This is a genomic window from Pseudomonas sp. 02C 26 (genome assembly GCF_002843585.1).
Lineage (GTDB): Bacteria > Pseudomonadota > Gammaproteobacteria > Pseudomonadales > Pseudomonadaceae > Aquipseudomonas > Aquipseudomonas shirazensis.
Genome location: NZ_CP025262.1, coordinates 1,926,071 through 1,936,516, shown reverse-complemented (window position 1 = coordinate 1,936,516; position 10,446 = coordinate 1,926,071). Strand labels below are relative to the sequence as shown.

The following is a 10,446-nucleotide window of genomic DNA, read 5'->3' as shown; positions in this document are numbered from 1 at the left end:
TTAACCAATGGCCACGTCGGTGCTTTTCAGCGGGATTGCCATTGCGGTGAGAATTTTGCGCGGGCCGCTGTAACCGTTGCGGGCATGGATGGTGAAGATGTTGTCCAGCACCACCACGTCGCCCTGCTGCCACGGGAACTCGACCATCACCTCGCGGTACAGCTGCTGCAGGTGGCGGATGTAGTCTTCGGGGATCGGCGAGCCGTCACCGAAGTAGGTGTTTTGCGGCAGATCCTGCGGTTCGAATTCGGCCAGCAGGCTGTCGCGAATGCTCTCGGGCAGGGTCAGCGCGTTGAAGAAGGTGGCGTGGTTGAACCACACCGTTTCGCCCGTACGCGGGTGGCGCACCACCGCGGGGCCTTGTTGGCGGGTGCGCAAGCGATTGCCGGGCTTCCACTCAGGTGTGATACCAATCCTGGCGCAGTAAGCCTCGACTTCGGCGCGGTCTTCGGTCTGGAACACCGTTTGCCAGGGCAGGCCCATGCCGTCGCCGTAATTGCGCACGTAGAGCACGCGCTTGCGGATGAATTCATCGCGCACCTGCGGGTCGATGCGTTCGAGCAGCAGCCGGGTATCACCGAACGGCGTCTCGCCGCCGGTGGCCGAGGGCTGGTCGCAATAGAAGTACAGGTGCAGCGGAAACACCGGCGAATAGGAGTGCTCGTTGTGCGGGAAAATCTTCTCTGCCGACGGGTAGTCGGTGGAGCTGTAGACGTTGAGCTTCTTGGTGATCTGGGTGCGCGGCGAGGCGCGGAACAGGTACTCCAGCGCGCCGCCGGAAATCGCATCGACGCACTGGTTGAAGGCGTGGATATCCGGCACGTTGAAGCCACGAAACAGCAAGGTCGCATGCTGGTCGAGCTTGCTTTCGATCAGGGCGCGGTTCTGCCCGGCCCACTCGATCAGGTTGACCCCGGGCATGCTTGGCGTGCACACCAGCGGCAGCGGGCGGTCGGCGAACATCGGGCTGAAGGTGACCAGGCTGGACTGGTCCAGGCTGAGGCTCTTGCGCCGCCCCTTGCCCAGCGCCGGTATCACTTGCGACTCGAAATTCGACATTGCACCTCTCCCATTCGTGTATCAGGTGGCGCCCCCTGGCGCGCACCTGCCTGACTGTCCTTGCCGCCGTTACTCGACCGCCACCCGGCCTGGGCGACGACGCTGGATCGGCTGTTGCTGCAATTGCGCCTGGCGCTCGGCCAGGGCCTGTTGCTCGGCCGCCTGTTGCACCTGCGCTGCACCTTCAAGCAACTGCGCCAAGGCCGCCTGCGGGTCGCCAAGCATGTGCTCGAACACCCCTTGCAACTGGCCAAACAGGCAGGCCATGTCGGCACTGGCGTAGAGCCCGGCATCGCACTTGAGCCCCAGGTATATGCCGGCGGGCGCGTTGACGAACTCGGCGATCAGGTCCAGCTCGGCGGCGGCTTTACCGGCCGGCAATGGCTGGATCCCGAGGCCGTCGATCGACAGCGGCACATCGCTGCTGTCCTGATAGATGAACTTGATCGCAAACAGCGGTGAACGCCCTGCCCTGCGCGGAACTCGCAGGGCTTCCACCAAGCGCTCGAACGGCAGGTCCTGGTGGTCGGCAGCGCCAATCACGGTGCTGCGCGCCGCCTCCAGCAACTGGCTGACGCTGGCCTGTGGCTCGACCGTCAATTGCAGTACCAACTGGTTAACGAAGAACCCCACCAGATCTTCAACCCCGGCGTGGTTGCGGTTGGCCACATCGGTACCCAGGCGCACCCGTCTGCTGGCGCTGCGCTGGGCCACTACCACGCTGAAGCCGGCCAGCAGGAGCATGTACAAGGTCACCCCCCGCGCCGTGGCGAATTCGCGCAGGGCCTCGCTCAGGGCCGGGCTGAAGTGGAACTCGTGCACCTCGCAATAGGCGGCATTGGCCGAGGCTGCCTGGCGTGCAGGCGATGCCGGCAGGCTGGTCAAGCGGTGGTCATCGCCCAACTGGGCGCGCCAGTAGGCCAGCTGCCGCTCGAGTTCACCGGCCGCCAGCCACTCGCGCTGCCAGACGGCGAAGTCGACGTATTGCAGGCGTGGTTCCGGCAACGCCGATGGGCTGCCGCTGCGGGCCGCTTGGTACAGGCTGACGAACTCCGCCGGCAGCAGACCAAACGACCAATGATCGGCGACGATATGGTGCAGGGTGATCAGCAGCACATGGCGCTGCTCGCTCAGACGCAGCAGGCGCACGCGCATCGGCGAGCCGTCGACCAGGTCGAACGGCTGGCGGGCTTCGCTCTGCAGGTGCTGCTCGAGCGCAGCCTGCCCTTCGGCTGAGCCACGCAGATCAGTGAAGGCAAATTCCGGCGCCAGCTGCTGATGCACTTGCTGCCAATGCTCGCCATCGGCTTCGAAATAGGTGGTGCGCAGCACTGCATGGCGCTGTACGAGCATGTCAAAGGCTTGGCGCACCGCGCGCGGGTCCAGCGTGCCGGTCAGCTCGAGCGCGCGGGCAATGTTGTACATCGAGCTGTGCGGCTCGAGTTGCCAGAGGAACCACAGCCGCTGCTGGGCAAACGACTGCAGCTGCGGCTGGCGCTCATCGACCCGGCGCAGCACCGGCATGCTCGCGGCGCGCTCGCTGTGTTCGATGCTGGCGACAAAGTCTTGCAGGGTAGCCGCCTCGAACAGGCTGCGCAGGGCCAGCTGTACGCCCAGCTCCTGACGCACCCGGCTGATCACCTGCGTGGCCAGCAGCGAGTGGCCGCCGAGGGCAAAGAAGTTATCGCCGAGGCCGACCTGCGCCACGTCCAGCACCGACTGCCAGATGGCGGCAACACGGCGCTGTAGATCGGTCTGCGGCAGCGCCTGGCTGTGGCTGACGGCCTGCGGCGCGGGCAGCGCCTTGCGGTCGAGCTTGCCGTTGGGGTTGAGCGGCAGGCGCGCCAGCAGGATCAGCTGGTTGGGCTGCATGTAGTCCGGCAAATCGGCTTTCAACGCGGCTTGAATAACGCCGCGCAGGTCATCCTGCGCTGGCACGGCCAGCGCCTCCAGGTCATCGACTGGCACCACATAGGCCACCAGTTGCAGGCCATGGCGGGCTGGCAGCGCTACGACCACTGCCTCGCGCACGGCGGGCTGAGCCGCGAGGTGCGCTTCGATTTCGCCAAGCTCGATGCGAAAACCACGGATCTTCACCTGGTGGTCGATGCGGCCGACGTATTCGATAGCACCTGACGGGTTGTAGCGCACTAGGTCGCCGCTGCGGTACAGCCGCGCGCCGGGCTCGCTGGCAAACGGGTCGGGCAAGAAGCGCTCGGCGGTGAGCGCCGGGCGGTCGAAATAACACTGTGCCAGGCTCGCCGCAGCGCCAATCCACAGCTCTCCGGTTGCGCCGGCCGGCAGCAGCTCGGCGCCAGCATCAAGAATGCGCAAACTGCGCCCGGCAATCGCCTGGCCAATGGGCACGCCATATACGGCACTGGCGTCGGCCAACTGGCAGTCATGCACGCTGGACACCACCGTCGCCTCGGTCGGGCCGTAGGTATTGACCAGGCGCACCGCGCCCAGCCCGGCCGCATGCCACAGGCGCAAGCCCTCGACCGACATCGCCTCGCCGCCGACGTGCACCTGGCGCAACCGCCCCAGGCTGCGGCCTTCGCTGGCACACAGCTTGGCCAACAGATGCCAGTAGGCAGCGGGCAAGTCGGCCAGGGTCACGCCCTGCTCGACCAACACCTCGGCCAACTGCTCGACCGACCACGGCTGGTCATCGCGCATGATCAGCGCCGCGCCGACGCTCAAGGGTGGGTAGCACTGCTCGACAAAGCCGTCGAAGCTGAACGTGGCGAACTGCAGGACGCGGTCGCTGGCGGCAAGTCGGGAATAGTCAGCGGCGCTTTCGCAGAACTCGCGCAGGGCCGCATGGGCAATCGCCACGCCCTTGGGTTTGCCGGTGGAGCCTGAGGTGTAGATGACGTAAGCGAGGTCCTCAGGACAAGCGCGGTTCGCCGGGTCCAGCGTTGATGCGTTGGCCAGCTGATCGCCCAGCGCGTCGAGTTGCAGCCGCGTCAAGCCAGCCGGCAGTGCCAGATTAGCAAGCAGCCCACCCTCACTGAGCAACAGGTCGAGACGGCTGTCCTCGACCATGAACAGCAAGCGCTCGTCCGGGTAGCTGGGGTCGAGCGGCACATAGGCGGCACCACTTTTGAGCACTGCCAGCAGGCTGACGATCAACTGCGGGGTACGCCGCAGTGCCAAGCCGACGCGTTGGCCGGGGCCGACGCCGGATTCGATCAGGCAATGGGCAAGGCGGTTGGCCTGTTGGTTGAGGCTGGCATAGTCAAGGCTTGCTGCCGAGGTCCACACCGCCAATGCTCCAGGCGTGCTGGCGGCCTGAGCAGCGATACGCTGATGCACCAGCGCTTGATCACGCAGCGCCATGCAGCTGCCGCCCTGGCGTTGCAGCAGGTTGTGCTGGCCGGTGTGATCAAGCAGGGTCAGGTTGCCGAGCACGCCTTGCGGAGCGGCCACAAACTGCTCAAGCAGGTGGCGCAATTGGCTGCACAACCCGGCTACTTGCTCGCTGCTGAACCGCGCCAGATCGTAGCTGAAGTCCAGGCGCAGGGTCGCCCCCAGTTCGATGCCGAGGGTCAGCGGATAGCTGGTCTGCTCGTGGTTGCTCAGGTTGCGCATGCGCAACCCGCTGCTGTCAGCCTGGCTCAAGGCCTCGGCCACCGGGAAGTTTTCGAATACCAGCAGGCTGTCGAACAGCGCGTTGCCCTGCTGTCCAGCCCAGGCCTGGATCTCGTACAGCGGCACATGCTCAAACTCGCGCAGCGCCAGGTTGTGCGACTGCAAGGCCTGCAGCCACTGCGCCACACTGTGCTGCGGGTGCGGCTGGCAGACGATCGGCAAGGTATTGATGAACAGCCCTAGCTGCGCGTCGATGCCCGGCAACTCGGCCGGGCGTCCAGCCACGGTGGCGCCGAAGGCTACGCACGCTTGCCCACTGTAACGCTGCAACAACACCGCCCAGGCGCCTTGCAGCAAGGTGTTGAGGGTGACTTTATGGGCGCGGGCGAACGCCTTCAGCGCCTCGGTCTGCACGGGCTCGAGCTCGGTCAGCAGCTGCCCGTAGCCGCTGCCGTGCGCCGGTCGGCGCAGGCTTTCGGCGAGCAGGATCGGCTGCTCCAGCGCTGCCAGGTTGACTTGCCAGTAGGCCTTGGCAGCTTCAGCAGAGCGCCCCTGCAGCCAGGCCAGATAGTCGCGGTAACGCCCTGGTGCAGCGCTCGGCTGTATGCCTGCATAACGGCCGAGCACCTCAGCCAGCAGGCTGGCGTTGCTCCAGCCGTCGAGCAGAATGTGGTGGCTGGTGTAGATCAGGTGCCAGTCGCCGCTACCGGTCGGCACCAGGCTCAGGCGCAGCAATGGCGCGCGAGCCAGATCGAAGCCCAGCGCGCGCTCGGCGGCGGCCAACTGGTCAAGGTCATGTTCACCCGCTTCGAGCAACGTCAGCGGCAGTTGCAGCTGGCGATGGACCAACTGATGCGCGTGCTCAAGGCCCTGCCAATGGATGCTGCTGCGCAGGATCGGGTGATGATCCAGCGCAGCTTGCCAGGCCTGACGGAAGCGCTCGACGTCGAGGCCGGCGATGTCCAGGCGCATCTGGTTGACGTAAGCGCCGTCTGCCGGCTGGTACAGGCTGTGAAAGAGCATGCCTTGCTGCATCGGCGCCAGCGGGTACAGGTCTTCGACCTGATCGGCGCTGGCCGGCAACTGATCGAGCTGCGCCTGGCTGATGCTGGCGAGCGGGAAGTCCGAGGGCGTCACCTGCCCGGCCGGTACTTGCAGGCAGTGGGCAATCAGCGCGTGCAGCTCCTGCAGATAACCGTCAGCCAGTTGCTGGATGCTGGCATCGTCATACATGGCGCTGCTGTAGCCCCACTGCAAGGCCAGCTCCCCGGCATACACCTGGCCTTCAACGGTCAGCCAGTTGGCCAGCGGCGCTTGAGGGTCCTGCGCCTGGCCGCTGCGTTCGCTGGCCGGGGCGAACAGCGCCGCCTGGTCGAATTGGCCATCGAATTGGCCCAGGTAGTTGAAGGTCACCCGCGGCGCTGGTAGCGCGGCCAGTTGGGCGCCGACGGCAGGCTCGGCGAGGTAACGCAGCAGGCCATACCCGAGACCCTTGCCGGGCACCCGGCGCAACTGCTCCTTGACCGCCTTGATCGAACCCGGCCAGTCGGCCGGGACTTGCAGGCGCACCGGGAACAGGCTGGTGAACCAGCCGACGCTGCGGGTCAGGTCGAGGTCATCGCCAAGGTCTTCGCGGCCATGGCCTTCGAGCTGGATCAGGCAGCCTGATTGCGCCGTCCAGCGTTGCAGCAGGCGCGCCAGAGCGGTCAGCAGCAGGTCGTTGACCTGGGTGCGGTAAGCCGCCGGGGCGACTTGCAAGAGTTGCCGGGTGGCCTCCCGCGACAGGCGCGCTTCGACCTTGCGCTGCAGTTGATTGGTCAGGGCGCCGTGGGGGCGGTCGCACGGTAGTTCGGCGATGTCTTGATGCTGGGCAAGCCAGTACGGCAGCTGATCGAGCACAGCCGGTACGTGCTGCTGCAGGCGCGCGGCCCAGGCTTGATAGCTGCTGGTCTTGGCCGGCAGCCTGGCTGGTTGGCCGGCGGCCAATTGCTGATAAGCCAGTTGCAGGTCTTCGAGGAGCACCCGCCAGGACACTCCATCGACCACCAGGTGGTGAATGACCAGCAGCAAGCGTTGCTCGCCATCAGGCAGCTCTACCAACAGCGCACGCAGCAGTGGCCCTGCCTGCAGATCGAGGCTGCACTGCACCCCATCGCAGAGTGCTGCCAGTTGGGCGGTGTCGGTTACCTGCGCGGATTCCAGGACTCGAGCGCTGCTGACCGGCGCATACGCCTGCTGCCAGCCTTGCGTCTGCGCGGTGTAACGCAGGCGCAGCGCATCGTGCTGGGCCAGCAGCAGCTGCAAGGCTTGCGCGAGCACTTCGGCTTGCACCGGTTCACGCGGGCTCAACAGCAGCGACTGGTTCCAGTGACTGCGCTGCGGCATGTCCAGCGCGAAAAACGCGTGCTGGATCGGCGTCAGCTGTACGTCGCCGGTTGCTGGCCCCTGCTCTTGCTGGCCTTGGCTGTCGCGCACCGCGACCTGGGCCAGGCTACGCACCGTCTGATGCTGGAACAGGTCACGCGGCTTGAGCCGCACGCCGGCCTGACGCGCGCGACTGACCACCTGAATGGAGACGATGGAGTCGCCGCCAAGCTCGAAGAAATTGTCTTCCAGGCCCACCTGGGCCAGGCCGAGCACGTCCTGCCAGATCCCGGCCAGCAACCGTTGCAGTTCGTCCTGCGGGGCCACGTAGGTTTGCTGCGCCGCCGCCTCCGGCAGTGGCAAGGCTTTGCGGTCGAGCTTGCCGTTGGCAGTCACGGGCAGCTGGTCCAATGCCAGCCAGTAGGTCGGCACCATGTACTCGGGCAGGCATTCGAGCAGCGCATTCTTGAGCTGGGCCTGCCAGCCCTCCTGTGGCTCCTGAGCAAGTACCAGATACGCCACCAGGTGTTTGCCTTCCTGCACCAGCACGACCGCCTCATCGACCTGCGGCTGCTGCATCAGGCGCGTCTCGATCTCGCCCAGCTCGATGCGCAGGCCACGCAGTTTGACCTGATGGTCGAAGCGGCCCAGATATTCGATCACCCCGTCGCGGCGCTGGCGGACCCGGTCACCGGTGCGATACAGCCGCTCACCGGCAACGAACGGACAGGCGACGAAGCGCTCGGCGGTCAGCCCGGGGCGGCGATGATAGCTGCGCGCCAGGCCGATCCCGCCCAGGTACAGCTCGCCGGCAACACCTGCCGGCACCGGTTGCAGTTGGGCATCCAGCACCAGGGTGCGCAGGTTGGCAATCGGCTGACCAATCGGCACGGCCAGCGCGCCTTCGTCGATGCAGGTCCAGTGCGTGACATCGATGGCTGCTTCGGTCGGCCCGTAGAGGTTGTACAGCGCAGCCTGCGGCAAGCGGGCAAAAACCTGCTGCTGCGCTTCCAGCGGCAGTGCCTCGCCGCTGCAGACAATGCGCTGCAGGCTCTGGCAGGCCTCGACGCCGTATTCATGGATAAATGCCTGCAGCATCGAAGGCACGAAATGCAGGGTGGTCACGCCGTTGTCGACGATGGTTTCGATCAGCCGCTCGGGGTCGCGATGCGCACCGGGTGCAGCGACCACCAGGCAGGCGCCGGTCAGCAGCGGCCAGAAGAACTCCCACACCGACACGTCGAAACTGAACGGGGTTTTCTGCAGGACCACATCGCTGCTGGTCAGTGCATAGGCCTGCTGCATCCAGCACAGCCGGTTGACCAGCGCCGCATGGCTGTTGCCCGCGCCTTTGGGTTTGCCGGTGGAGCCTGAGGTGTAGATCACGTAGGCCAGGTGCTGGGGCAAGGTCTGCGACAGCGGTGCTTGCTCGGAGTAGCCATCGAGCCAGCCTTGCGGCTGATCCAGATCGATCGTCTGCAGGCCGGCCTGCCCTTCAAGCAAAGGCCGCAACGCACGCTGAGTCAGCAACAGGCGCACGGCACTGTCGTCGATCATGTAGTGCAGGCGTTCCTGCGGGTATTCCGGGTCAAGCGGCACGTAGGCACCGCCGGCCTTGTGGATGGCCAGCAGGGCCACGACCATCTCCAGCGAGCGCTCCAGGCATACCCCGACCAGCACATCCGGGCCAACTCCGCGCTCACGCAGCAGGTTGGCCAGCTGGTTGGCGCGGCGTTCGAGGGCCACGTAGCTCAGGGTCTGTTCGGCGAAACGCACGGCCGGCGCATCTGGCGTGCGCTGCACCTGCTCGCCGATCAGGCTGTGCAGGCACTGATCCAGCGGATAGGCCTGGGCGGTCTGGTTCCAGCCGCTGATCAGGGTGTCGTGTTCTTCATCCGCCAGCAGCGCCAGCTCGCCAACGCGCTGATTTGGGTCGGCCACGAGCGCTGCCAGCAGGCCGGTGAAGTGTTTGGCCATGCGCGCAATAGTGGCGGCGTCGAACAGTTCATCCGCATACGTAAGGGCGCCGCGCAGTTGCCCGCCCTGCTCATAGGTATCCAGAGTCAGGTCGAACTGAGTGGTGCGGCTCTGCCACTGCACCGCACTCAGGCTCACGCCCGAGGCCGTTTGCAGGCTGGCCATGTCGGCTACGTGCGGCTGGTGGTTGTACATCACCTGAAACAGCGGCGTGTGGCTCAGGCTGCGCTCCAGCTGCAGCGCTTCGACCAACTGTTCGAAAGGCAGATCCTGATGCGCCTGGGCCCCGAGCACGCGCTCCTTGACCGCTTGCAGCAAGCTGGCGAATGGCTGCAGGGCGTCGACTTGAGTGCGCAGCACCAGGGTATTGACGAAGAAGCCGATCAGGCCTTCGATCTCGCTGCGGTTGCGGTTGGCGATCGGTACGCCGACACGCAGGTCGGTTTGCCCGGTGTAGCGCAGCAGTAGCACGTTGAAGGCGCCGAGCAGCAGCATGAACAAGGTCACGTTGTGCTGGCGGGCCAGTTCGCGCAGGCCGTCGGCCAACGCTGTGTCGATGGCGAATTCCAGGCGCCGGCCGCGCTGGCTTGGCAGCGCCGGGCGTGGATGATCGGTGGGCAGTTCAAGCGGATCGTGCTCGTTGCCGAGCGCTTCCTGCCAATAGCTTAGCTGACGCGCCTGCTCACCCGCCTCGAGCCAGCGTCGTTGCCACAGGGCATAGTCGGCGTACTGTACCGGCAACGGCGCCAGCGCAGGATTCTTGCCCAGCGCGAAAGCGTCGTAGCAACGAGTGAATTCTTCGATCAACACGTTCATCGACCAGCCATCGGAGACGATGTGGTGCAGGGTCAGCAGCAACACGTGCTCGTCGCTGGCCAGACGCAGCAGGCTGACCCGCAGCAGTGGGCCTTGCTCAAGGTCGAAGGGCTGCACCGCCTGGGCTTCGGCTGCCTCTCGTACCGCCTGCTCGCGCGCATCAATGGCCAGCGCCGAAAAGTCCTGATGAACGATGTGCAGCGGCTGCTCGGCGGGCACCTGCTGCACGCTGTCGTCATCACGGCGCCGGAATACAGTGCGCAGGGTCTGATGCCGCTCGATCAGGCTGGCGAAGGCGCGCTCCAGCGCGTTGATGTCCAGCGCCCCTTTGAGCCGCACTGCACCGGGCAGGTTATAGGCGCCGCTGTGCGGGTCCAGTTGCCACAACACCCACATGCGCCGCTGGGCATAGGACAACGCCTGGCGATCCTCGGCGGGCACGTCGGCCGGGATCGGAAACTGGGCAAAATCCACCCCTTCGCGGGCCAATGCAGCGAGAAACAGCTGACGTTTCTCCACCGGCAGGCCAATAAAGCGACGAGCGAGTTTCAGGGCGTCTTCAGCATTCATTGTGTGGGCATCCGAATCTATAGGCGTGGGGCGGTGGCGAACCATCCCTATAGAACGAATGCAACG

General features: G+C 65.6%; 2 protein-coding genes. Both read right to left on the bottom strand.

Features of this window, described 5'->3' with window-relative positions:
* Positions 1-1,059: a TauD/TfdA family dioxygenase gene (locus CXQ80_RS08805; RefSeq protein WP_101318508.1), complete on the bottom strand. Its 1,059-nt coding sequence runs from the start codon at positions 1,057-1,059 to the stop codon at positions 1-3.
* A gap of 69 nt (positions 1,060-1,128) precedes the next feature.
* Positions 1,129-10,380, bottom strand: a complete 9,252-nt coding sequence (locus tag CXQ80_RS08800; protein ID WP_101318506.1) for a non-ribosomal peptide synthetase — start codon at positions 10,378-10,380, stop codon at positions 1,129-1,131.
* Between the last annotated feature and the right edge of the window lie 66 nt (positions 10,381-10,446).